The sequence below is a fragment of the Streptomyces luteireticuli genome, from assembly GCF_041519305.1.
GTDB classification, from domain to species: domain Bacteria; phylum Actinomycetota; class Actinomycetes; order Streptomycetales; family Streptomycetaceae; genus Streptomyces; species Streptomyces luteireticuli.
In genome coordinates this window covers 6,601,779-6,625,668 of the sequence record NZ_CP167927.1, presented here as the reverse complement: position 1 = coordinate 6,625,668, position 23,890 = coordinate 6,601,779, and the positions used below count along the sequence as shown (strand labels likewise).

General features: G+C 70.4%; 17 protein-coding genes. 12 read left to right on the top strand and 5 right to left on the bottom strand.

From position 1 onward, the window contains the following. Positions 1–248: 248 nt before the first annotated feature. Complete coding sequence (locus AB8735_RS29820) at positions 249–1,145, top strand: LysR family transcriptional regulator (protein WP_372410606.1); 897 nt, start codon at positions 249–251, stop codon at positions 1,143–1,145. A gap of 761 nt (positions 1,146–1,906) precedes the next feature. Here the strand turns inward: AB8735_RS29820 and AB8735_RS29815 are convergent. Both AB8735_RS29815 and AB8735_RS29810 read right to left on the bottom strand, forming a co-directional pair. Then, positions 1,907–4,375, bottom strand: coding sequence for an MFS transporter (locus tag AB8735_RS29815; protein ID WP_372410604.1), 2,469 nt, complete (start codon positions 4,373–4,375; stop codon positions 1,907–1,909). Positions 4,376–4,615: 240 nt separating this feature from the next. Beyond that, positions 4,616–5,077, bottom strand: a complete 462-nt coding sequence (locus AB8735_RS29810; RefSeq protein ID WP_372410603.1) for an SRPBCC family protein — start codon at positions 5,075–5,077, stop codon at positions 4,616–4,618. Between the two features lie 185 nt (positions 5,078–5,262). On the opposite strand from AB8735_RS29810, the gene AB8735_RS29805 reads away from it, so the two are divergent. Beyond that, positions 5,263–5,781 (top strand): N-acetyltransferase family protein, encoded by a 519-nt coding sequence (locus AB8735_RS29805; RefSeq protein ID WP_372410601.1) that lies wholly within the window; start codon positions 5,263–5,265, stop codon positions 5,779–5,781. Between the two features lie 125 nt (positions 5,782–5,906). Here AB8735_RS29805 and AB8735_RS29800 read toward each other — a convergent pair whose 3' ends face one another. Next, entirely contained in the window at positions 5,907–6,548 is a 642-nt protein-coding gene (locus tag AB8735_RS29800) for a HEAT repeat domain-containing protein (RefSeq protein WP_344026354.1), read from the bottom strand. A 342-nt stretch (positions 6,549–6,890) separates the two neighbouring features. Here AB8735_RS29800 and AB8735_RS29795 point away from each other — a divergent pair, with 342 nt between their 5' ends. The 7 genes from AB8735_RS29795 (at position 6,891) to AB8735_RS29765 (ending at position 16,368) form a co-directional block, all read left to right on the top strand. Beyond that, positions 6,891–8,702, top strand: a complete 1,812-nt coding sequence (locus tag AB8735_RS29795) for a 3-hydroxyacyl-CoA dehydrogenase family protein (protein ID WP_372410599.1) — start codon at positions 6,891–6,893, stop codon at positions 8,700–8,702. A gap of 79 nt (positions 8,703–8,781) precedes the next feature. Beyond that, a complete protein-coding gene (locus AB8735_RS29790) occupies positions 8,782–9,606 on the top strand; it encodes a TetR family transcriptional regulator (protein ID WP_372410597.1) in 825 nt (274 codons plus the stop codon). 127 nt (positions 9,607–9,733) lie between these two features. After that, positions 9,734–10,162, top strand: coding sequence for an SseB family protein (locus AB8735_RS29785; protein WP_372410595.1), 429 nt, complete (start codon positions 9,734–9,736; stop codon positions 10,160–10,162). Beyond that, the gene (locus tag AB8735_RS29780) at positions 10,159–10,701 is read left to right on the top strand and encodes a hypothetical protein (protein ID WP_372410593.1); all 543 of its coding nucleotides are present in this window, start codon (positions 10,159–10,161) and stop codon (positions 10,699–10,701) included. Before AB8735_RS29785 ends, AB8735_RS29780 begins: the two co-directional genes overlap by 4 nt. Continuing rightward, complete coding sequence (locus AB8735_RS29775; RefSeq protein WP_372410590.1) at positions 10,701–15,449, top strand: putative T7SS-secreted protein; 4,749 nt, start codon at positions 10,701–10,703, stop codon at positions 15,447–15,449. Before AB8735_RS29780 ends, AB8735_RS29775 begins: the two co-directional genes overlap by 1 nt. 1 nt (position 15,450) lies before the next feature. Further along, a complete protein-coding gene (locus AB8735_RS29770) occupies positions 15,451–15,732 on the top strand; it encodes a hypothetical protein (RefSeq protein WP_372410589.1) in 282 nt (93 codons plus the stop codon). 84 nt (positions 15,733–15,816) lie between these two features. Further along, positions 15,817–16,368, top strand: coding sequence for a DUF6193 family natural product biosynthesis protein (locus AB8735_RS29765; RefSeq protein ID WP_372410588.1), 552 nt, complete (start codon positions 15,817–15,819; stop codon positions 16,366–16,368). A 54-nt stretch (positions 16,369–16,422) separates the two neighbouring features. Here the strand turns inward: AB8735_RS29765 and AB8735_RS29760 are convergent, their stop codons facing one another. Both AB8735_RS29760 and AB8735_RS29755 read right to left on the bottom strand, forming a co-directional pair. Next, positions 16,423–17,634, bottom strand: coding sequence for an MFS transporter (locus AB8735_RS29760; protein WP_372410585.1), 1,212 nt, complete (start codon positions 17,632–17,634; stop codon positions 16,423–16,425). 80 nt (positions 17,635–17,714) lie between these two features. Beyond that, positions 17,715–19,112, bottom strand: coding sequence for an MFS transporter (locus AB8735_RS29755; RefSeq protein ID WP_372410582.1), 1,398 nt, complete (start codon positions 19,110–19,112; stop codon positions 17,715–17,717). A gap of 426 nt (positions 19,113–19,538) precedes the next feature. On the opposite strand from AB8735_RS29755, the gene ccrA reads away from it, so the two are divergent. Genes ccrA through AB8735_RS29740 form a run of 3 tightly spaced genes read left to right on the top strand, consistent with a single transcriptional unit; the run spans position 19,539 to position 23,889 of the window. Further along, entirely contained in the window at positions 19,539–20,912 is a 1,374-nt protein-coding gene (gene ccrA / locus AB8735_RS29750) for a crotonyl-CoA carboxylase/reductase (protein WP_372410580.1), read from the top strand. Further along, a complete protein-coding gene (locus AB8735_RS29745) occupies positions 20,912–22,924 on the top strand; it encodes a protein meaA (protein ID WP_372410578.1) in 2,013 nt (670 codons plus the stop codon). The genes ccrA and AB8735_RS29745 overlap by 1 nt, the downstream gene beginning before the upstream one ends. After that, complete coding sequence (locus AB8735_RS29740) at positions 22,921–23,889, top strand: CoA ester lyase (protein ID WP_344019934.1); 969 nt, start codon at positions 22,921–22,923, stop codon at positions 23,887–23,889. Before AB8735_RS29745 ends, AB8735_RS29740 begins: the two co-directional genes overlap by 4 nt. Position 23,890 lies beyond the last annotated feature (1 nt).

Here is a 23,890-nt window from a genome sequence, read left to right as displayed (position 1 = left end):
CCAAATCCCAGGAGCGGAACGCTGAACCGGGACACCTGCCCCGGCCCAACGTCAACGGTATTTGACACCTGCTTACCTCCTGTGCAGAGTCCACTTTTCGGCGGGTGGACCAACAAGCGGTCACCTCAACGTCCTTGCTGTGCAAGGTGCATGGGCACAGCCTCAACAGGCGTGCCCGACAGGTATGTTCTTGCCTCCCCTTCCATAAGTCCAATACAGGGCCCATCTGGCTGTTATAATGAATCCTTATGGAGATGAGGCAGTTGGAGTACTTCATTGCCGTGGCGGAGGAAAGGAGTTTCACCAAAGCGGCGGCCAGACTGCATGTTGCGCAGCCCGGTGTGAGCACTCAAATTCGCCGGCTCGAAAGGGAACTGAAACAGAAGCTCCTGGACCGCACCGGACGCACGGTGCTCCTCACGGAGGTCGGTGCGGCGGTGCTGCCCTACGCGCGGGCCGCGCTCGCCGCGGTGGCCGGAGTACGGCAGGCCGTGGACGAGCACACGGGTCTGCTGCGCGGACGGGTCTCGGTCGGGATGGTCGCCTCCTCGGCCTCGGCCTACGATCTGCCGCGACTGCTCGCGGACTTCCACCGGGAGCACCCCGCGATCGAGATCACCCTCTCCGAGTCCACGTCGGACCACCTGCTCACCGCGTTGCGCGCAGGGACCTTCGACGCGGTGGCGATCTCCCCCTCGACCACCGTGCCGTCCGGCGTGGAGACCCTGACCGTGGCCGACGAGCCGCTCGTCGCGGCGGTCAGCCCCGACCACCCCCTCGCGGGCCACAGCCGGCTCCGGCTCGCCGATCTGCGCGACGAGCCGCTCATCGTCTTCCACGAGAGCGTGGGGGCGCGGACCACCGTGGAGGAGGCATGCGCCGAAGCGGGATTCCCGCCGCGGATCGCCTTCGAGGCGAGTGACCCGAATCTGCTGGCGGAACTCGCGGCGAAGGGGCTCGGGGTGGCGATTCTGCCGGCGCCGTTCGCGGTGATGCGGCCGACGACTTTGCGGGGGATTCCGCTGACGGATCCGCCGATGCGGGGGTCTATCGCCTTTGCGTGGCGGGAGAATGGATCTGCCAATCCGGCGGCTAGTGCGTTGATTCGGCATTTGCAGCGGGCGATGCGGGTGGATGTCGAATAGGGGTTTTGCCCCGGACCCGCCCTTTCACCGTTTCCCGCAGGGGCTGCGCCCCTGCGCCACCCCGCTCCGGGCGCGGGGCGCCCGGGGTCCGCGCTCCGCGCGGTGGGGCCGGGAACGCGCTCCGCGCGGTGGGCGGGGCTCCGCCCCTGCACCCCGCCGGGGGCTGCGCCCCCTGGACCCCGCTTGGGCTTCGCTTCCTGGAACCCTTGGGGTGCCCGCCGGCTCCCGCTTGGGTTGCGTCTCCTGGGCCCTGCTCGGGTTGCGCCCCCTGAGCCTGACCGGGGCCCTGCCTCAGACCCCGTTGGGGGGCTCCGCCCCCATCCCCCGAAGCGCCCTCCGGGCGCTGTCCTCAAACTCCCCGGAGGGGGCAACCCCCAGACGGGCTGAAATGGCGCGCCCGGGCTGAGCACGCACCCAGTCTGAAGTGCACACCCTGACTCGATTGCGCACCCCGGCTGGGGAATCGCACGCCTCGGCCGGATTTCCGGCGCGGGCGTGCCATTCCGGCCCGGGCACGCACTCCAGCCCGTCCGGCGATTGAGGACGAGCGGCGGAGCCGCGACAACGGGGTCCGGGGCGGAGCCCCGAAAAGGGGGCCAGGGGCGAAGCCCTGGAAGCAGGGGTGCAGGGGGCGCAGCCCCCGGCGGGGTGCAGGGGCGGAGCCCCGCCCACCGCGCGGCAGCGCGTTCCCGGGCCCGGGGCGGAGCCCCGGAGGAAACGGTGAAAGGGCGGGCCGGGGGCAAAACCCACCCCCAACCCCCCTAATCCGCATGCCCCACCTGCAAATCCCGCTCCGTCCGCCCACCCCCCGCCACCCGCAGCACCGTCGCCACCGGCGGATACCCCGCCGCCACCACCGTGTACTCCCCCGCCGCCAGATCCACGAAGCGGAACGTCCCGTCCGCCCCCGTGATCGCGGAGTCGACGACATTCCCCGCCGCGTCGAGCAGCGTCACGCGCGCGTCCTCGACGGGGCGCCCCCCACCCGCCCGTACCGTGCCGCGCAGCACCGCGCCGCCCGCGAGCTCGACGTCCTGGCGGGTCTCGCGCGCGGACTGGACGGTCACCGGCAGTGCCGCCGGGCGGAAGGCGGGCGCGCTGGCGGCCAACGTGTACTCGCCGGCGACGAGTTCGTCGATGACGTACCCCCCGTCGTGGCCGGTGCGCGTGGAGGAGACGACCTCGCCCTGGACGTTGGTCAGCGTCACCAGCGCCTCGCACACCGGCGTGCCGTCCGCCGTGCGCACGGTGCCGGCCAGCCGCCCGGCCCCGCCGAGGACGACGTCCAGTTCGACGGGCCGCTCCCCCACCGTCACGGTGACCGCCTGCGGCTGGTGGCCGCCTGCCGCGGCGATGAGGACGTACGACCCGGTGCCGGGCGTGCTCAGCGCGTAGCGGCCGTCCTCGCCGCTCGCCCCGCGCCCGATCTGCCGCCCCTGGACGTCGATCAGGGTGAGGGCGGCCCGCGGCACGGTCGTCCCGTCGTGGTGCTGGACGGCCCCGGTGACGGGGATGCCCGCGCCGAAGTGGGCGAAGGAGACGGCGGGTTCGGCCACGAAGGGGGAGGTGGGGGACGGGACCGGCTCGGTGATCAGCGGGGGCGGTGGCGGGGGTTCGTTCCGCGCGGGCGGGACGACGGTGGGCGCTTCGGAGGGGGCGTTGTGGGACACCAGCGGTTTCTCTTTCAGCAGGAAGGCGAGCAGGAAGCCGAGGACGAACACCGGAACGAGGTAGAGGAAGATCCGCGGCATGGCCTCCGCGTACGCCCTGACGTAGCCGTCCCGCAGCGGTGCGGGGAGCGCGTGCACCAGCTCCGGGGTGAGGGAGTCGGCGTCCGGGAGCCCTGCCCTGGGCGGCAGTTCGACGGAGAGCCCGTGCGCCAGCCGGTGGGTGAGGAGGGTGCCGAAGACGGCGGCCCCCATCGAACCGCCGATCTGCCGGAAGTAGTTGTTGGCGCTGGTTGCCGTCCCGAGGTCGGCCGGGCGCGCGGAGTTCTGCACGGCGAGGACGAGCACGGGCAGCGCGAGCCCGATGCCGATGCCGAGGACCGCCATCCAGAGGCTGTAGACCAGCCGTTCGGTGCCCGCCTCCAGGTGGGAGAGGAGGTACATGCCCTCGGCGGAGAGGGCGCAGCCCAGGATGGGCAGCAGCTTGTAGTGCCCGGTGCGGCTGACGACCTGCCCGGCGACGAGCGAGGCCACGACGATGCCGCCCATCATCGGCAGCATCAGCAGCCCGGAGCCGGTGGCGTCGGCGCCGTCCACCATCTGCAGGAAGGTGGGCAGATAGCTGGCGGCGCCGAACAGCCCGACGCCGACGACGGCGTTGACGAGTCCGGAGACGGTGAAGACGGAGTCGCGGAACAGCCTCGGCGGCATGATCGGTTCCGCCGCGTACTGCTCGACGACGGCGAACAGCAGCGCCGTTCCCAGCGCTCCGGCGGCCAGCCCGATGGTGACGCGCGAGGTCCACGCGTACTCCGTGCCGCCCCAGGTGGTCAGCAGCACCAGACAGGTGGAGGCGACGGTCAGCAGCAGCGCGCCGAGCACGTCGAACCGGCCGCGGGAGACCGGCCGGGGCAGGTCCAGCGCCTTGAGGACGACGAGCAGGGTGACCATCCCGAAGGGGACGTTGACGTAGAAGCACCAGCGCCAGGAGGCGTGATCGGTGAAGAACCCGCCCAGCAGGGGACCCGCGACCGAGGCGAGTCCGAAGGCGGCGCTGATGACGCCCATGTAGCGGCCGCGCTCGCGGGGCGGGACGATGTCGGCGATGATCGCCTGCACACCGATCAACAGGCCGCCGGCGCCCACGCCTTGGAGCGCGCGGAAGGCGATGAGCTGGTCCATGGTGCGCGACCAGCCGGCCAGCCCCGAGCCGAGGATGAAGACGACGATGGCGAAGACGAAGACGGCCTTGCGCCCGAGGAGGTCGCCGAGCTTGCCGTAGAGCGGCAGGGCGACGGTGGAGGTGAGGAGGTAGGAGGTGACGGCCCAGGACATCCGGTCCAGGCCGTGCAGTTCACCGACGATCTTCGGCAGGGCGGTGGCGACGACGGTCTGGTCCAGCGCCGCGAGGAGCAGGGTGAGGATGAGCCCGGCGAAGACGAACCGTACGCGGCCCGCGCCCGGCCGGTCGTCCTCCCGGCCGGGCGGCAGTGATGGTTCGGGGGCGGGCAGGGCGAGCCGGCCGCCCTTCGCCAAGGTGGCCTCGGAGGTGGACCCGCCCACGTGTCTGCTCCCGTCGTCGCGCCTGTCCCGGCCGACCTTTTCTCGCATTACGCGACAACGGGGAGCAAGCGCGACGATTTACCCAAGCGTTGGGCCCGGCTGGCTTTCCGCCGGTCGGAGGGGTGGTGGCGGTCCGGCGCCGGACCGGGAAACCACTCGATCAGGTGACGATCACATGAGGTCGCATGAGGCCACATGAGGCCGCGTGGCGCCGCACGACGCCGCGTGAGAGGCCGCAGCTCAGGAGGCGGCGCCCCCGCCCTTCTCCGTCTCGGCCGCGAGCCGCCCGAGGACGGCGTCGTAGATGCGGGCCAGGCCCTTGGGCGCGAAGGTCCGCTCGAAGAACCCGCCGATGCCGGTGGCACCCGTCCAGGTCGTGGTGACGACGGCCTTGGCGCGGCCCTCGCCGGCGGGGGTGACGGTCCAGGTGGTGACCATGCTGGAGTTGCGGTCCTTCTCCACCAGCTGCCCGGTGGAGGGCTCGGAGACCTCCAGCAGGCAGTCGCGGACGCGCTTGCTGGTGGCCTGGAGCTTCCAGTGCACCAGGGTGCCCTCGCCGTCGCCGCCCTCGCGCACCTCGTACTCGCTGAAGTGCTCGGGCAGCAGCTTGGCGCGGGTGCCGCTGTAGTCGGCGAGCGCGTCGAAGACCTCCTCCGGGTCCGCCGCGATGATCCGCTCCGTGGTGGCCTCGACCTGGCCCATGACGTGTCCTCCGGGACGTTCGGTGCAGTGCGCGCCGCTGCCTGCGGCCGCGGGCCACAGCCAATCACCAACATCGCGGGCGCCCAAATCCGCGTGCGCTCGTTTTGCGTACATACATAGGTTTCCCGCTGCGGACGCGTGGGGCCACGCTAACGTGCGGGACGACGCGCAAGGAGGGGGCCGGCATGGTGCGCGTACGGAGGATGACGGAGGCCGATGCCGACGCGGTCGCGGCGGTCCGGGTCGCCGGCTGGCGTACGGCCTACCGGGGCCTGATGCCGCAGGCGTACCTGGACGCGATGGACCCGGCCGTCGGCGCGGCCCGGCACCGGACGGTCCTGGCGTCGGGTACGGACCCGGTGGTCGACCTGGTGGCCGAGGCGGCGGACGGCGTCGTGGGCTGGGCCTGCTCCGGCCCGTGCCGGGACGCGGACCTGCCGGCCGCCACGGACGAGCTGTACGCGCTCTACGTCCGCCCCGATCTGATCGGGACGGGCGTGGGCCGGGCGCTGTACGCCGCGGCGCTCCAGGGGGCGCGGGAGCGCGGCGCCATGCGCCAGGCGCTGTGGGTGCTCCGGGACAACGCGCGCGCCCGCCGCTTCTACGAACACGCCGGGCTCGCGGCGGACGGCGCGGAGCGCGTGGAGCCGGTGGGCGGCGCGCCGGTGACCGAGGTGCGCTATGTCCGCGTCTGCGCCGTGTGATCGCTGTCCCGGCAGGGGACCAGCGACAGAGGTCCAGGGGGCAGAGATCCAGAGGGCAGAGATCCGGGGGCGGAGATCCGGGGGGGCGAAGCCCCCGGCGAACGCCCCCGCACCTCCCCCACCCCCTACCTCCGCGGCACCCTCCGCACCCCCTGCACCCGCGGCAACGCCCGCCCGTTGAGCCGCGCCAGCGCCACCACCGCCGCCGGCCGCAGCCGTTCGTGCTCGCGCGCCGCGACCAGCGTCGCCTCCGCCCGGCGGTCGCCCAGCATGCCCAGCCCTTCCACACAGGCGCGGGCGACCGGCCAGCAGTGGTCCCGGGCCGCCAACAGCCGCTCCAGCGTGGCGAGGAGGGCCGGCACGGACTCGGGCGCGCGCAACTCGCTGAGCAGCCGCACGGGATAGAGCGCGTACGCCGTGCGCAGCGGATTCGTCGCGAGCGCGGCCGCCGCCCGCGCCGTACGCGGATCGCGCAGCCGCGCGAGGACGTGCGCGGCGGTCGCGCAGCGCACCGGTTCGCGGTAGTTGAGGAGGAGCACGAGCGTCTCGAAGGCCCGGCGGTCGCCCTGCACCCCGAGCGCGAAGGCGGCGATCTCCCGTGCCCACAGCGGGCGTTCGGGTGCGACCAGGACCTCCGCGACCGCGTCCCGCGCGGCCCGCCCGTCCGTCCGCACCAGGGCGACGAGCCGCTCGTACGCCGTGAACTCGGCCGGGGAGACCAGTTCGGCCCGTACCCGCTTCAGCAGTACGCGGAATTCTTCTTCCATTCCTGCTCTCCTCCCCGAGTGGCCTGTACCACATCGTAAGTCGTGGGTACGCACCCTGGCGCTCTGGGTTACCGGTGAGTTAACCTCCCGGCACGAGCCTCTCCCCCAGCCACCGCTGGGAGGTACCCCAGCGCTCGGGCGGTCTGGTGACGCAGCCGCCTTTGGCACTTGGCATCCTCGATGTCGGTCCGCCGGTTCGGCACTCCAGTACGGCACGGCCCCGGGACAGGGCCGTCCGGTCGCACAACTCCTCCCCCGTGGACGCCTCTTACCCGTCCGCGGCCGTCGTCAAGTCGCCGCGCCCGCTCCGGGACGCGTCGCACCACCCTCTGGAGCCCTGCGATGGACCGTCAGTCCACCCCTCCCTCCGCGTCCACCGGCCCGCTCTCCACCGTCGCCGTGGTCGGTCTCGGCACGATGGGCACCGGGATCGCCGAAGTGCTCGTCCGCGCCGGCCGCGAGGTCACCGGCATCGACGTCAGCCAGGCCGCCATCCGCCGCGCCACCGGCGCGCTGGCCTCCGCCACCGCCCGTCGGGCGGCGCGCGGCCGCATCACCGAGGACGAACGCCGCGCCGCGCTGGCCCGGTTCCGCACCTCGACCGACCTGGCCGACGCGGCCGGCGCCGACCTGGTCATCGAGGTCGTGCCCGAGGACTACGCCCTCAAGCAGCAGGTCCTCACCGCCCTCGACGCCGTCGTGCGCCCCGACACCGTCCTGGCCACCGGCACCAACGCCCTCTCCGTGACCCGCCTCGCCGCCGACTCGGCACACCCCGAACGCGTCCTGGGACTGCACTTCTTCAACCCCGCCCCCGCGATGAAACTGGTCGAGGTGGTCTCGTCCGTGCTCACCGCGCCCGCCGCCGTCGCCGCGGTCACCGAACTCGCCCTGGAACTGGGCAAGGAGCCGGTCGCGGTCGGCGACCGGCCCGGCTTCGTCGCCGACGGCCTGCTGTTCGGCTACCTCAACCAGGCGGCGGCGATGTACGAGTCGCGCTACGCGAGCCGCGAGGACATCGACGCCGCGATGAAACTGGGCTGCGGCCTGCCCATGGGCCCGCTGGCCCTCCTGGACCTGATCGGCGTCGACACCGCACGCACCGTCCTGGAGGCGATGTACGCCGCCTCGCACGACCGGCTGCACGCGCCCGCGCCGATCCTGGGCCAGCTCGCCGCGGCCGGGCTCACCGGCCGCAAGGCGGGCCGCGGCTTCTATACGTACGAGGCACCGGACTCGGCGACGGTCGTCCCCGACGCGGAGACACCGGGCACGGCCTCCGCCGGGACGGCCCCCCTCCCGGTCCGCTCGGTCGGCGTCGCCGGCTCCGGCACCATGGCCTCCGGCATCGCCGAGGTCTTCGCCAAGGCGGGCTTCTCCGTCGTCCTCGCCGCCCGTTCACCGGAGAAGGCGGAGGCGGCCAAGGCCCGCGTCGCCGCGTCCCTGACCCGCTCGGTGGCCAAGGGCCGCCTCACCGACGCCGAACGCGACGAAGCCCTCGCGGCCATCACCCCGTCCGGCACCCTCGACGCCCTCGCCGACATCGACCTGGCCGTCGAGGCGATCGCCGAGGACCTGGACGCCAAACGCGACCTGTTCGCCGCCCTGGACAAGATCTGCAAGCCCGGCGCCGTCCTCGCCACCACCACCTCATCCCTCCCCGTCATCGCCTGCGCCCGCGCGACGGCCCGCCCCCGCGACGTCGTCGGCCTGCACTTCTTCAACCCGGCCCCCGCGATGAAGCTGGTCGAGGTCGTCCGCACGGTCCTCACCTCCGACGAGGCGCACGCCACGGCCCGCTCCGTCTGCACCGCGATCCGCAAACACCCGGTCGACTGCGGCGACCGCGCCGGCTTCATCGTCAACGCCCTCCTGTTCCCCTACCTCAACAACGCGGTGAAGATGGTCCAGGAGCACTACGCGACCCCCGACGACATCGACGCCGCGATGAAGCTCGGCGGCGGCTACCCGATGGGCCCCTTCGAACTCCTCGACGTCGTCGGCCTGGACGTCTCCCTGGCCATCGAACGCGTCCTGCACCAGGAGTTCCGCGACCCGGGTCTGGCACCCGCGCCCCTGCTGGAGCACCTGGTGGCGGCGGGCTGCCTCGGGCGCAAGACGGGACGCGGCTTCCGCGAGTATGCCGGGTCCTGACACAGGCTGGGGCGGGCTGCTGGAACCGCCCCACGGTCCGTCCCCGCACACCCACACGGCCGCGTGTTACGTTCCCCACATGTCCCAGCCCGCCAAGTCAGCCCGCCCGTCGCGCGGGGCCGCCACCAGGGGGTCCGGCCCGGCCGCCCCCGAGAGCGCGGGCGGCCGCCGAGCCGCCACCCAGCGGCTCACCATGCGCCGCAAACTCGCCGCCGCCGCGATGGAGTTGTTCGCCACCAAGGGCTACGAGGCGACGACCGTCGACGAGATCGCCGCGGCGGCGGGGGTCGCCCGCCGGACCTTCTTCCGCCACTTCCGCTCCAAGGAAGAGGCGATCTTCCCCGACCACGACGACACCCTCGTGCGCGCGGCCGCGGTCCTCGACGCCGCGCCCGCGCACGAGAACCCGCTCGACACGATCTGCCGCGGCATCAAGGAGGTCATGCGGATGTACGCGGCCTCCCCGGCGGTCTCCGTCGAGCGCTACCGCTTGACCCGCGAGGTCCCCACCCTCCGCGAGCGCGAGATCGCCTCCGTCGCCCGCTACGAACGCCTCTTCACCCGCTACCTCCTCGTCCACTTCGAGGAGGGCACCCACCACGACGACGACCCCCTCCTCGCCGAGGTCGCCGCCTCCGCCGTCGTCACCGCCCACAACCACGTCCTCCGCCGCTGGCTCCGCGCCGGCGGCGAGGGCGACCTGGAGGCCCAGCTGGACCACGCCTTCACCATCGTCCGCGAGACGGTGGGCCGGGGAATAGGCGCAGGCCGTGATCCTCTGCCGTCCGCCTCGGCCCATGCGGAGGGCGAGGTGTTCGTCACCGTGGCCCGCACGGACGCGCCGCTGGCGGATGTGATGGCGGCGATCGAGAAGGTGCTGCGGCCGGAGGACGGGCGGGGCTGACGGCCACCGAAGGTGGTGAACGGGCTGCCGCCCCGGCGGCGGTGGCCCGGCCCCTCCGCGCTATGCGGGGGCCGGGGGTGCTGTGAAGGGAGTTCGTCACCCAAAGTACGCGCATCCAAGGCACAGGGTGTTCGCTAACCTGTGCGGCGAGGTGAATGCGGTGACGTTGAGCCAGGAAAAGACAGCTTTATACGCGTTACGGGGAAAGCCTGCGGCAGTTGTCGGTGAGTTCCGGCGTTCAGCAGTGCTCGTACCGCTCGACGAATGCGGCGGCTTGTGGACATCCGCGTACGGCGGCCTGTGGTGGATCCACGCGTTCACGGACGAGGCAGCGCTGGCGCGCTTCGCCGCGCAGCGCTCGGAAAGGGCGGGCGCTGATTGGGAGTTCGTCAGCGTGCTCGGCGCGCGACTGCTGGATGTCGTGATCCCAGCCGTTGGTGAGCCCACGGGCGTGGCCCTGGATGTGGGCAGCGAAACCCCATTCTTCCTCCCGCCCGTGGCGGGTGTCGTGCCGGACGGAGTGGTGGTCGACACCGGGGAGGGTGTGGCGTCGTGAGCGAGGATCTGAAGGCGGATCCCGAGGCGTTGGGGCAGATTGCGCAGGGGATCACGGGGGCGTTGTCCGAGCTGAAGGAGCTCGGGATGATCGGTGAGTCGCAGGCCGGCCGTGGTTTCTCGGAACTCGCCCTGGACGGGTTGGAGACCGGCCACGACGGACTCAAGGACGCTCTCAAGGAGTTCTGCGACCGCTGGGAGTGGGGCGTGCGTTCCCTGGTCCGGGATGGCAATCAGTTCGCCCGTCGGGTAGGGCTCTCGGCCGGTAGCTATTACGAGAACGACCAGTACATCAAGGGGACGTTGAAGGTCGGCGTGGCCGCCCTCGGTGCCGATCCGACGCTCTCCGACGAGCAGGTCGAGAAGATGTCGATGGACGAGATCGCCGACCACGGCAACTTCGCGCACGTGGACTACAGCGGCAAGTCGTTCGACCGCTCCTTCGACCACATGATTGAGACGAACAAGAACATGGCCAAGGACACGTACGAGTCCCACCGCGGTGACCTGGACATGATCCGGCGCGCGGGTGAGCGCTGATGGATTTCTCGATCGGAGGCATCAAGCGCGGCCTCAAGAAGGGCGTCGACAAGGTCGGGGATGCGACCGAGGACCTGATCGACGAGGGCGAGAAGCAGCTCGGCAAGGGCATCAACTACGCCGCCCACAAGGTCGGTGACGGCCTGGACAAGGTCGGCCTGCACGACATGGCCGACATGGCGGACGACTTCGGCGACCACATGGCATCCCGCCTCGGCGCCCACGTCAACGAGAAACAACTCGGGGAGACCGAGGACCCCAAGGACCTCGTCCACGGAAGCACGAGCAGGATCCAGTCCGCCACCTCCCATCTCACCGACTTCTCCAGCGCGTTCGGACGGGTCGGCCGGGGCATGTCGAACCTGGACTCCGAACACTGGAAGGGCAAGGGCGCCGACGCCTTCCGCGAGAAGTTCGCGATGCACCCCAAGCAGTGGCTCCAGGCCCAGCAGGCGTGCGAGGAGGCGGCCAAGGCCCTCAAGGCGTACGAACACACCGTGCACTGGGCCCAGGGCAAGGCCAAGGAGGCCATCGCCACTTACAAGGCGGGCAAGGAGGCCCAGAAGAAGGCCTTCGACACCTACAAGGCTCAGGTGGACAGCTACAACGACGCCGCCAAGACGTACAACGCGAAACTGGACAAGGGCAAGGACCCCGGCACACGCCCCACCCCGCCCGGATCCTGCCCCAACGCCGGCGCGGACAAAATCCAAGCGGCCCAGGAGATGCTGACCGAGGCCCGAAAGCAGCGCAACTCCGCAGCCGAGACCGCCGCCTCCGCCCTCCGCAACGCGCTGCGCAACGCCCCCAAGAAGCCGGAGTTCACCGACCGGATGGGGATGAACCTCGACGATTTCCAGCAGGCGGGCGCTGTCGAGGTCACCCATGTCGCGGGAGGCGTCTTCAAGGGCGCGGCAGACACGGTCAAGTTCGCCCGCACGATCATTCCGATCGACCCGTACAACGTCACGCACCCGGCCCTCTACCTGGACCACATGACGAACCTGGGCGCGGGCTTCGTCACCCTGGCCAACCACCCGGACCAGATCCCGTCCACCCTGCTCGGCACCGGCTGGGGCAAGGACCCGTCCGAGGCCGCCGGCCGCCTCGGCTTCGACGCGCTGACCGCCCTGGCGACCGGCGGCACGAGCGCGGGCGGCGCCGCGGCCCGCCGCGTGGCGATGAACGCGGCGAGAAAGGGGATGGAGGAAGCAGCCGAAGGAGCCGCCGAGAGCACGGCCCGCAAGGCCGCCAAGGAGCTTGCGGACGAGCCGAAAACCCACCCCGAGAAGGTGGAGACCGGCGGTACGGATCCAGTGGATGTCACCACGGGGCGCATGTTCCTGCCGCAGACGGATGTGTCCTTGCCCGGCACGCTCCCCTTGGTCTTCTCCCGTCATGTGAAGTCCGGCTACCGGTGCGGCAGATGGTTCGGCCCATCCTGGGCAAGCACCGTGGACCAGCGTCTGGAGATCGACAGCGAAGGCGTCATCTTCGTCGACGAACACGGCCGTCTCCTGGAGTACCCCCACCCGGCCCCGGGCGTCCCCACCCTCCCCGTGCAGGGCCCTCGCTGGCCGCTGGACCTGTCCTCCGACGGCACCTACACCATCGACATCCCCGAAGCGGGCCACACGCGGCACTTCGCTTCCTACGGATCCTACGGAACGGAGGACATCCGCCTCCTTGAGGAGATCACCGACCGCAACGGCCACCGCACCACCTTCGACTACGACGCCGACGGCACCCCGACCGGCATTACCCACCACTCCGGCCGTCGCATCCGCGTCACCACGCACGCGGGCAGGATCACGGCCCTGCACCTGGCGGACACGGAGCTGATCCGCTACGGCTACACCGACGGCAACCTGACCGAGGTCTACAACTCCTCCGGCCAGCCGCTCCGTTTCGCCTACGACGAGCGCGGCCGGGTCACCTCCTGGACGGACCGCAACCACACCCACTACCAGTACGTCTACGACGACCAGGACCGCTGCGTCTTCGAGTCGGGCGCCGAGGGGCACATGCGCTGCGCCCTCGAATACGGCGCCCCCGACCCTGCAACGGGCCTGCGCTTAACACGCGTCACGGACTCGCTCGGCAACACCAGCACCTACACCATCAACCGCCGCTCCCAGATCGTCGCCCAAACCGACCCGACCGGTGCCACGACGCTCTCGGCCTGGGACCGCCACGACCGCCTGCTGTCGCGGACTGACCCCCTGGGCCGCACGACGGAGTACACCTACGACGCGGACGGCCGCCTGACGACGGTGACCCGCCCCGACGGTCTGACCCTCGCGGCCACCCTCAACGAACTCGGGCTCCCGGAGACAACAACCGGCCCGGACGGCACCGTATGGCGCCACACCTACGACGGCGCCGGCAACCGCACGTCCACCACCGACCCCACGGGCGCCACCACGTCCTACACCTACGACGCCACGGGGCACCTGGTATCGCTCACCGACGCGCTCGGCAACACCACCCGCGTCACCTGCGATGCGGCCGGTCTGCCGATCGGGACCACCGACCCCCTGGGCGGAGTGACAGCCTTCCACCGCGACGCCTTCGGCCGCGTCGTCGCCGTCACCGACCCGCTCGGCAGCACGACCCGTCTCGCCTGGACCGTGGAAGGCCAACTGGCCCACCGCATCGCCCCCGACGGCGCGGAGGAACACTGGACCTACGATGGCGAGGGCAACTGCACCACCTACACGGACGCCCTCGGCGCCGAGACGCACTACGAATACGGCCCCTTCGACCAACTGACGGCGAAGACAGGCCCGGATGGCGTCCGTTACGAGTTCGCCCACGACACGTCGCTCCGCCTGCGCCGGGTCACCAACCCCCAGGGCCTCACCTGGGACTACGACTACGACCCGGCGGGCCGCCTGACTTCGGAGACCGACTTCGACGGCCGCACGCTCACCTACGCGCACGACGCGGCGGGCCGGCTCACCTCCCGCACGAACGGCCTGGGCGACACCGTCTCGTACGCGTACGACGCGCTGGACCGCCTGGTCACCAAGACCGCGGGGGACGCGGTCACCACCTACGCCCACGACGCCACGGGCCATCTGCTGCAGGCCACCGGCCCGGATGCGACCCTGGTCTACAGCAGGGACCGCCTGGGCAGGGTCAAGTCCGAGACGACCAACGGCCGCACCCTTACCTACGCATACGACCGACTGAGCCGTCGAGTACGCCGGATCACTCCCGCCGGAGCACTGACCACCTGGACTTACGACGCGGCGGGCAACTGCACGTCGCTGACCGCCTCCGGTCACACCTTCGCCATGGAACACGACGCGGCGGGCCGCGAGATCGCCCGCCACTTCGGCGAAGACCTCACCCTCGCACACCACTGGGACCCGGCCGGCCGCCTGCAATCACAATCCCTGACCAGCGGCCCGACCCCCCTCCACCACCGCGCGTACACCTACCGCCCCGACGGCCACCTCACCGGCATCGCGGACTCCACGACCGGTACCCGCACCTTCGACCTCGACGCGGCGGGCCGGGTGACCGCCGTCCACGCACACGGCTGGACCGAACGCTACGCCTACGACGCAGCAGGCAACCAAACCGCGGCGACCTGGCCGACCGACCACCCCGGCACGGAATCCCAGGGCCTCCGGGCCTACACCGGAACCCGCATCACCCGCGCGGGCAACGTCCGTTACGAACACGACGCGCAGGGCCGCGTCATCCTCCGCCAGAAGATCCGCCTGTCCCGCAAGCCGGACACCTGGCGCTACGAATGGAACGCGGAAGACCAACTCACCGCGGTGGTCACCCCGGACGGCACCCGCTGGCGCTACCTCTACGACCCTTTGGGCCGCCGAATAGCCAAGCAACGCCTCACTGCGGCCGACGAAATCGCCGAACAGGTCGATTTCACCTGGGACGGCCCCACTCTCACGGAACAGACCACCACCGCCTCCACCCTCCCCAACCCCGTCACCCTCACCTGGGACCACGACGGCCTCCACCCCATCGCCCAGACCGAACGAATATCGGCAGCCGACGCGTCCCAACGCGAAATCGACCGCCGCTTCTTCGCCATCATCACCGACCTCGTCGGCACCCCCACAGAACTCATCGACGAGACAGGCACAACAGCCTGGCGCACCCGCACCACCCTCTGGGGAACCACCGCCTGGGCAACGGACAGCACCGCCTACACCCCGCTCCGCTTCCCCGGCCAATACTTCGACCCGGAAACCGGGCTCCACTACAACTTCCACCGTCATTATGATTCCGAAACGGCTCGCTACCTCACACAGGATCCCCTGGGCTTGGCCCCTGCATCCAACCCTGTGGCGTATGTTGACAACCCGCATGCGTGGGTGGATCCGATGGGGCTTGCGCCGGATTACGGGGTGAAACAAGTTCCTGATGACGAGCTGAGCACTCTCTTTCACTACACCAATGAAGCCGGCCACAATGGCATACTGGAAAGCAACAAAATGTGGCCTTCCCTGAAGGCCGACAACCCAAAGGACGCTCGATTCGGCGATGGACAATACCTGTCCGACATAGCACCTGGCACAAAAAGGCCGGGACAGCTGTCCTACGCGTTCCTTCGAATACCATGGGGAGGTGCGAAGTTCACCCACTTTATTGAGATCGACGTAAGAGGCCTTGAGGTGATGCGCTCTCTGGAACGGTCCGATGTGTATGTTATACGTAACCAGGACGCCTTGGATCTGACGGGAAGGGTGGTAAGACATGGAAAGAACTGACATGGAATACTGGAAGGTTGTCTGGCATCACGACTTCAAGGAGGAGCCCGTCGTATTGTTCAGCGAGATCGGGGCAGACCGCTACGAAACTCGAAAGGTAGCCGAGTTTCGCGATGGGCAGGTGTTGAAGGCTGACGAATCCCACGAAGGCCCAATGGTTGGCCTGAGCGAAGTTCCTGTCGGGGTCATCGAAGACGTGATGGGGCAACCGGAGTTTTCTGCCAGTCTAATTTCGCATCGGGAGTTTGAGGAGGTGTGGGATCAGGCAGTATGGCCCAGCTGAAGTGGTGTCAGGCGGTGGAAGCCATCGAGTTTCGGCCGACTACTCAGCCTCTCTTCACTGGAGACGGGCAGTCACCATGGCGTCATGTACACAGGCTCTTCAAGCGATACCATCGTTGAAGCAGGGTGGCAGGCCGTCCGGTCAGACAGGCGAGTACCCACCGAGCTTCTGGACGCTGCCCATGGGGAGCCACGTCTGCGGCAGTTGTTCCCGTGGACCGGCATGGGCGAACTGCACTTCAGCCGCTGCGCAGAGAAGCGATGGACATGGGACATCCCCTACATCCGGCCTGCTGCCGGCGGCGGCTACCGCATCTTGGGCCCCCTTCCTCACCGAGACATGGAAGGTGCCCGACACCATCCCGGTCGGACCGCACGACCATCTCCGCTACCTCCGCGCACCCCATCCGGGGCGGCGGGAAGGGCCGGGCCCGTTCTGGCTTCTCCCCGCCCCGAACAGGACGACCAACTCGCCGACGCCGGACAAGTCCTCCGGCTCCTTCGCCCTCAACAGCCGAGCCTGGCCCGGTCCGAGTGGCGGACCGACCGGTGGCCCATGCGGTGGGAGGGGACCGAGGAGAGACCAAGGAACGAGTGGAGGGTTGCAGCCACCGACACGCCGCAGGATTTGCGGTAACCCGGCACTCGTCCGTCGGCCAGAGGCCATGAAGCGGCCGGGCCCGGCCCCGGTTCAGCCGACGGTCTGGCGCTCCGCCGTCCGCTCGCCGTGGGCGGCGACCACGGCCGAGCCGTCGGCGCGGCCGCCGCGGTCCAGCCGCCCCGCCACCACCGCAACGGCCAGCCCGACCACCGCCAGCCCCGCCCCCACCAGCGTCGGCGACGTCCACCCCCACCCCGCCGCGATGGCCACGCCACCCAGCCAAGCACCGCCCGCGTTGGCGAGGTTGAAGGCGGAGTGGTTGGAGGCGGCGGCCAGGGTCGGGGCGTGGCGGGCGTGGCGCATGACCAGCATCTGCAAGGGAGTTGTCGTCAGGAAGCCGACCGCGCCGAGCACGACGACGGTCACCAGCGCTGCCCACGTCACGTGGACGGTGAAGTTGAACAACACCAGGACGGCGGCCAGCGCCGCCAGCGAGCCGTACAGGGTGGGGCGCAGGGCGCGGTCGGTCAGGGGGCCCGCGACGAGTGCGCCGAGGGTCATGCCGGTGCCGAAGAGGGCGAGCACCAGGGTGACCGAGGTTTCGGAGAGGCCGGTGACCTCGGTGACCATGGAGGCGAGGTAGCTGTAGACGGCGAAGACGCCCGCGAAGCCGAAGACGGCGGTCAGCAGGCCGAGCAGGACCTGGCGGTTGCGGAGGGCGCGCAGTTCGCGGGCGAGGCCGCCCTGTGTCTCGGCCGGTACGCGCGGGACGAGCAGGGCGAGCGCGGCCATGGCCAGGAGGCCGATGCCGGCGACGACCAGGAAGGTGGCCCGCCAGCCCAGGTGCTGGCCGAGCAGGGTGGCCGAGGGGACGCCGACGATGTTGGCGACGGTCAGGCCGAGGAACATGGTCGCGACGGCCCGTGCCTGCCGGCCCTCGGCGACAAGGCGCGTGGCGACCACGGCGCCTACGCCGAAGAACGCTCCGTGCGGCAGTCCGGCGAGCACGCGGGCCGCGACCAGCGGCCCGAAAGAGGGGGCCAGGGCCGAGGCAAGATTGCCGATGGTGAAGAGACCCATGAGCAGGACGAGCATGCGTTTGCGGGGGACGCGGGCGCCCAGGGCGGTGAGCAGCGGGGCGCCGACGACGACGCCGAGGGCGTAGGCGGAGACGAGGTATCCGGCGGTGGGCACCGAGGCGCCCAGGTCGTCGGCGACGTTGGGCAGCAGGCCCATCATGACGAACTCGGTCGTCCCGATACCGAAGGCGGAGATCGCCAGGGCGAGCAGGGCCAGGGGCATAGGGAGGGTCTTTCCGGGGAGGGAGGGCGGGGGTACAAACCCTGCGCAACAAGACCACCCGCCCCAGATGTTCCCTCTCGTCACGGACGAGACGAAGGACACACATCCCGTCGCACCCCGGAGCCGGTGATCTCCGCCTCCTCCTCGCTCGACACCGACGGCGGCGAGCCCTCCAGTGGCTGCCGGGCCGTCTCCTTCATGCGGGCCACCGCGGCCACACCGACCAGTGCCGCCCCCGTGGCGTACCAGGCCGGGGCCATGTCACTGCCGGTGGCATGGATCAGACCCGTGATGATCAGCGGGGTGGTGCCGCCGAAGAGGGAGGTCGAGAGGTTGTAGCCGATGGACAGCGAGCCGTAGCGGACACGGGTGGGGAACAGGGCGGGGAGCGCGGCCGACATCGTGCCGAGCAGGCAGACGAGGGGGAGGCCGAGCAGGAGCATGCCGCCGAGCACGGCGGCGAGGCTGCCCTGCCGGAGCAGCAGGAAGGCGGGTATGGACAGCGCCACGAATCCGCCCATGCCCGCCATCAGCAGCGGTTTGCGGCCCGCACGGTCGCTGAGCCGTCCCACGGAAGTGATCACGCACATCAGCAGCACCATGGTGACGATCAGGACGGCGGTGCCGTGCGCGTCGTCGTATCCCAACCGGTCGGTGAGATAGGTGGGGAGGTAGGAGAGCAGCGTGTAGTCGGTGATGCCGTAGGCGCCGGCCAGGACGACGCAGAGTGCCAGCCGGGATCGCTGGGTGCGGAGGATCTCCCTCAACCCCATGGCCTCCGACGGGGCCGCGGATTCCTCGGCCAGTCGCCGGAAGGCCGGGGTGTCCTCCAACTTCAGCCGCAGATACAGGCCGACGAAGCCGAGCGGCCCGGCGACGAGGAAGGGTACGCGCCACCCCCACTCCCGCATCCCGTCACCGCCGAGCCATGTGCTCATGACGGTGACGAGCCCGGCGGCGCCGACGTAACCACCAAGAGTGCCGAATTCGAGGAAACTGCCGTAGAAACCGCGGCGTTTGTCGGGCGCGTACTCGGCGATGAAGGTGGACGCGCCGCCGTACTCGCCCCCGGTGGAGAAACCCTGGAGCATCCGGAAGCCGATCAGCAGGACCGGGGCCCAGAAGCCGATGGCCGCGTAGGAGGGGATCAGCCCGATGGCGAAGGTGCCGGCGGCCATCATCACCATGGTCAGGGCGAGTACGCGTTTGCGGCCGACGCGGTCGCCGAGAGGCCCGAAGAAGAGCCCGCCGAGCGGCCGTACGAGGAAGGCCACGGCGAAGGTGGCCAGGGACGAGAGCAGTCGGACGGTGCCGTCGTCGGAGGGGAAGAAGACGTCGCCGATGGTGACGGCGAGATAGCTGTAGACGCCGAAGTCGAACCACTCCATGGCATTGCCGAGCGCCGCCGCCTTCACCGCGCGCCTGACCAGTCGTTCGTCCGTGACTGTCACCGTCGGGGCATCGCTGTCTCCGGGCACGACTCGGTTTCCTTTCGACGGGGGCTCGTTACCGCGGCTCGTCTTCGCACTGGGCGGCGGCCCAAACCCGTCGGCGCCCGATTCGCGGCACAGATCACGCCGGGGCGACGACCGGCCCCGCTCATCTGTGAACCCCCGGTGACAGATGTCTCAAATTCCTGGCACCCAGTGTCTTGTCGAGTGGCACGCCGTGCCATAGCTTGATTCCCGTCCGGGCGGCCGGCGCGCAGACACCGACGTCGTGCGCCGGCTGTCCCCACAAGGCAACTCCGTGCGCCCGGACCCCGTCTGCGTCACCAGGCGGAAAGCACCGCACTCGCACCTCCCGCGCGCACCACCCCCGCGCGCTCCCGAACCGACGGCACCATCCCCCCGACGTTCCCTCAAGCCCGTTTCCTCTGAACGCGCTTCGCCGGAGGCACAACCGTGAACCAGATACTCGACGCCATCCTCTCCCCCGACACCGGGACCGAGGACTTCGCCGCCCTGCCCCTCCCCGAGTCGTACCGCGCGGTGACCGTGCACAAGGACGAGGCGGAGATGTTCGCCGGGCTCAGCACCCGTGAGAAGGATCCGCGCAAGTCGCTGCACGTCGAGGAGGTGCCGGTGCCCGAACTCGGGCCCGGCGAGGCGCTGGTGGCCGTGATGGCCAGCTCGGTGAACTACAACTCCGTCTGGACGTCGATCTTCGAGCCGGTCCCGACGTTCGCGTTCCTGGAGCGCTACGGGAAGCTGTCGCCGCTCGGCAAGCGGCACGACCTGCCGTACCACGTCATCGGCTCCGACCTGTCGGGCGTCGTGCTGCGCACCGGGCCGGGCGTCAACGCCTGGAAGCCCGGGGATGAAGTCGTCGCGCACTGCCTGTCCGTGGAGCTGGAGTCCGCCGACGGGCACAACGACACCATGCTCGACCCCGAGCAGCGCATCTGGGGCTTCGAGACCAACTTCGGCGGACTCGCCGAGATCGCGCTCGTCAAGTCCAACCAGCTGATGCCCAAGCCGCGGCACCTCAGCTGGGAGGAGGCCGCCGCGCCGGGGCTGGTGAACTCCACCGCGTACCGGCAGCTGGTCTCCCGCAACGGGGCCGGGATGAAGCAGGGCGACAACGTGCTGATCTGGGGCGCCAGCGGCGGACTCGGCTCGTACGCCACGCAGTTCGCGCTCAACGGCGGCGCCAACCCGATCTGCGTCGTCTCCAGCGAGGAGAAGGCGGAGATCTGCCGGAGGATGGGCGCGGAGGCGGTCATCGACCGCGCCGCGGAGGGATACCGGTTCTGGAAGGACGAGCACGAGCAGGACCCCAGGGAGTGGAAGCGGTTCGGGAAGCGGATCCGTGAACTCACCGGCGGCGAGGACGTGGACATCGTCTTCGAGCACCCGGGCCGGGAGACCTTCGGCGCGTCCGTGTACGTCACGCGCAAGGGCGGGACGATCGTCACCTGCGCCTCGACCTCCGGCTACCAGCACCAGTACGACAACCGCTATCTGTGGATGTCGCTGAAGCGGATCGTCGGCTCGCACTTCGCCAACTACCGCGAGGCGTGGGAGGCCAACCGGCTGGTCGCGCAGGGGAAGATCCATCCGACGCTGTCGCGGACGTACCGCCTGGAGGAGACCGGACAGGCCGCGTACGACGTCCACCGCAACCTCCACCAGGGCAAGGTCGGCGTGCTCGCCCTCGCCCCGGAGGAGGGCATGGGCGTGCGGGACGAGGAGATGCGGGCCACCCACATCGACGCCATCAACCTGTTCCGTGACGCGCCAGCGGAGCGGACCAACAAGCACAGCAGGGACCAGTGATGACGGAACGTCAGAAGGACCGTCCCTGGCTGATGCGGACCTACGCCGGCCACTCCACCGCCGAGGCGTCCAACGAGCTCTACCGGCGCAACCTCGCCAAGGGCCAGACCGGCCTGTCCGTCGCCTTCGACCTGCCGACGCAGACCGGCTACGACCCCGACCACGTCCTCGCCCGCGGCGAGGTCGGCCGGGTCGGGGTCCCGGTCTCCCAACTGGGCGACATGCGACGGCTGTTCCAGGACATCCCGCTGGAGCGGATGAACACCTCCATGACCATCAACGCCACCGCGATGTGGCTGCTGGCCATGTACCAGGTGGTGGCGGAGGAGCAGGGCGCGGACATCCGCAGCCTGCAGGGGACGACGCAGAACGACATCGTCAAGGAGTACCTCTCGCGCGGGACGCATGTCTTCCCGCCGGGGCCGAGCCTCCGGCTGACGACCGACATGATCGCGTACACGGTCCACCACATCCCCAAGTGGAACCCGATCAACATCTGCAGCTACCACCTGCAGGAGGCGGGGGCCACCCCGGTCCAGGAGATCGCGTACGCCATGAGCACGGCCATCGCCGTCCTGGACTCGGTGTTCGCCTCCGGGCAGGTGCCGGAGGAGCGCCGGGGGGACGTGGTGGCGCGCATCTCCTTCTTCGTCAACGCGGGGGTGCGGTTCGTCGAGGAGATGTGCAAGATGCGGGCGTTCGGCCGCATCTGGGACAAGGTCACGCACGAGCGGTACGGCATCGAGAACCCCAAGCACCGGCGCTTCCGCTACGGGGTGCAGGTCAACTCCCTGGGCCTGACCGAGGCCCAGCCGGAGAACAACGTCCAGCGCATCGTGCTGGAGATGCTGGCCGTCACCCTCTCCAAGGACGCCCGCGCCCGCGCCGTGCAACTCCCGGCGTGGAACGAGGCGTTGGGGCTACCGCGCCCCTGGGACCAGCAGTGGTCGCTGCGCATCCAGCAGGTGCTGGCGCACGAGAGCGACCTGCTGGAGTACGAGGACATCTTCGCCGGCTCGCACGTCATCGAGGCGAAGGTGGACGGGCTGGTGGCCGAGTGCCTGGCCGAGATCGACCGGATCCAGGAGATGGGCGGCGCGATGGCGGCCGTCGAGTCGGGCTACCTCAAGGCCGAGCTGGTCTCCTCGCACGCCGCCCGGCGGGCGCGCATCGAGTCCGGCGAGGAGAAGATCGTCGGCGTCAACTGCTACGAGTCCACCGAGCCCAACCCGCTCACCGCGGACCTCGACACCGCCATCATGACGGTGGACCCCGCCAACGAGGCGCGGGTGGTGGCGGCGCTGCACCGCTGGCGCGACGACCGGGACGAAATGCGCGCCCAGGAAGCCCTGTCGGTGCTGAAGAAGACGGCGGCCGGCTCGGAGAACCTGATGCCGGCGACGCTGGAGTGCGTCCGCTCCGGGGTGACCACCGGGGAGTGGGCCTGGGCGCTGCGCGACGTCTTCGGCGAGTTCCGCGCCCCGACGGGCGTCAGCGGTGCGCCGCTGGCCGTCACGGCGGAGGCGGGGACGCCGCTGGCCGCGGTCCGGGCGAAGGTGGCGCGGACCGCCGAGGAGCTGGGCGGCGGGCGGCTGCGGTTGCTGGTGGGCAAGCCCGGTCTGGACGGGCACTCCAACGGCGCGGAGCAGATCGCCGTACGGGCCCGCGACGCCGGCTTCGAGGTCGTCTACCAGGGGATCCGGCTGACCCCGGAGCAGATCGTCTCGGCGGCGGTGGCCGAGGACGTGCACTGCGTCGGGCTGTCCATCCTCTCCGGCTCGCATGCCGCGCTGGTGCCCGACGTGCTGGCCCGGCTGCGCGCGGCGGGCGCGGGCGAGCTGCCCGTGATCGTCGGCGGCATCATCCCGGCCGCGGACGCCGACGCCCTGCGGGCGGCGGGCGTCGCGGCCGTCTTCACCCCCAAGGACTTCGGCATCACCGAGATCATCGGTCGTATCGTCGATGAGATCCGCACAGCGAACGCGCTCGACCCCCTGGAGGTCTCCGCATGACCACGCCTTCCGTGAACCGGCTCCGTCCCCGGCGCTCCTGCCTCGCCGTGCCCGGCAGCAACCCCCGTTTCCTGGAGAAGGCCCAGGGCCTCCCGGCGGACCAGGTCTTCCTCGACCTGGAGGACGCCTGCGCGCCGCTCGTCAAGGAGAAGGCCCGCCACATGATCGTGGAGGCGCTCAACGAGGGCGACTGGTCGGGCAAGGCGCGCGTCGTGCGCGTCAACGACTGGACGACGCACTGGACGTACCGGGACGTGATCACGGTCGTGGAGGGCGCGGGCCCCAACCTCGACTGCATCATGCTGCCGAAGGTGCAGGACGCCCAGCAGGTCGTCGCCCTGGACCTGCTGCTGACCCAGATCGAGAAGACGATGGGCTTCGAGGTCGGGCGGATCGGCATCGAGGCGCAGATCGAGAACGCCAAGGGCCTGGTGAACGTGGACGACATCGCGGCCGCCTCGCCGCGGCTGGAGACGATCGTCTTCGGCCCGGCCGACTTCATGGCGTCGATCAACATGCGGACCCTGGTCGTCGGCGAGCAGCCGGCGGGCTACGGCGCGGACGCGTACCACTACATCCTGATGCGCATCCTGATGGCCGCCCGCGCCCATGACCTCCAGGCGATCGACGGCCCCTACCTCCAGGTCCGCAACCCCGACGGCTTCCGCGAGGTCGCGGGGCGCGCGGCGGCGCTGGGCTTCGACGGGAAGTGGGTGCTCCACCCGGACCAGGTGGGGATCGCCAACGAGCTGTTCTCGCCGTCGCAGGAGGACTACGACCACGCCGAGCTGATCCTGGACGCCTATGCGTACTGCACCTCCGAGGCGGGCGGCTTCAAGGGGTCGGCGATGCTCGGCGACGAGATGATCGACGAGGCCAGCCGGAAGATGGCGCTGGTGATCGCCGGCAAGGGCCGGGCCGCCGGCATGACCCGTACGTCGAAGTTCGAGATCCCGGAGGCATAGC